The sequence below is a fragment of the Bradyrhizobium sp. IC4060 genome (genome assembly GCF_020193715.1).
GTDB lineage: Bacteria > Pseudomonadota > Alphaproteobacteria > Rhizobiales > Xanthobacteraceae > Bradyrhizobium > Bradyrhizobium yuanmingense.
In genome coordinates this window covers 1-511 of sequence record NZ_JADYVJ010000068.1, presented here as the reverse complement: position 1 = coordinate 511, position 511 = coordinate 1, and the positions used below count along the sequence as shown (strand labels likewise).

The 511-nt window shown below is 61.3% G+C and carries 1 protein-coding gene; it reads right to left on the bottom strand.

Going from position 1 to position 511, the window contains the following annotated elements; translation table 11 throughout:
- Positions 1–179: 179 nt before the first annotated feature.
- Positions 180–413 (bottom strand): hypothetical protein, encoded by a 234-nt coding sequence (locus tag I6F16_RS37510; RefSeq protein ID WP_306469161.1) that lies wholly within the window; start codon positions 411–413, stop codon positions 180–182.
- Positions 414–511: the final 98 nt, after the last annotated feature.

The following is a 511-nucleotide window of genomic DNA, read 5'->3' as shown; positions in this document are numbered from 1 at the left end:
CTTATGTGCTTTGGCGTGTTCTTCTCGACCTGCGGGACCATGCGGGCGGGATCGGGACCGCCCGGAACGCCCCTGGGGCCGAGCAGCTCACGCGTAATGTCATCCTCGGTTCTTTCCGGCTCGACGCCGTTGATGGGCCGCTGTCGCACGGGAGCGACCTCCTGATGCCCACGGCAAGCTCAGGTCACCTCAGGCTTGAAGGTCTGCGGCTGCTGCTCTGGCGGCGGCATTTTAAAAGGAATGGGGAACGGCGTGCGCGCGAGGCTTACCAGCGCCGCCCGTTCCTCGGAGAGACGGCTTTCGATGTACTCGCGCTCCAGATCGGAAAGGCGGGTCTTGAGCAGCCGGTGGTAGCGGTGAATGCTATTGCGGTGGGTGCGCAAGCGGGCGAGCTTTTCTTCCAGTGTCATCATCGTCGTCCTCGACGGTTACAAGCAATCCTTTCCAAAAGAGGTCGGAGGAGCCCTCCGGCGTGAGACTTAGAGAGGCTTGATCTTGTTTCAAGATGGAT

Excerpts from the sequence above, each read along its gene's own strand:
- I6F16_RS37510 (WP_306469161.1), bottom strand. The coding sequence starts at position 413 with ATGATGACACTGGAAGAAAAGCTCGCCCGCTTGCGCACCCACCGCAAT.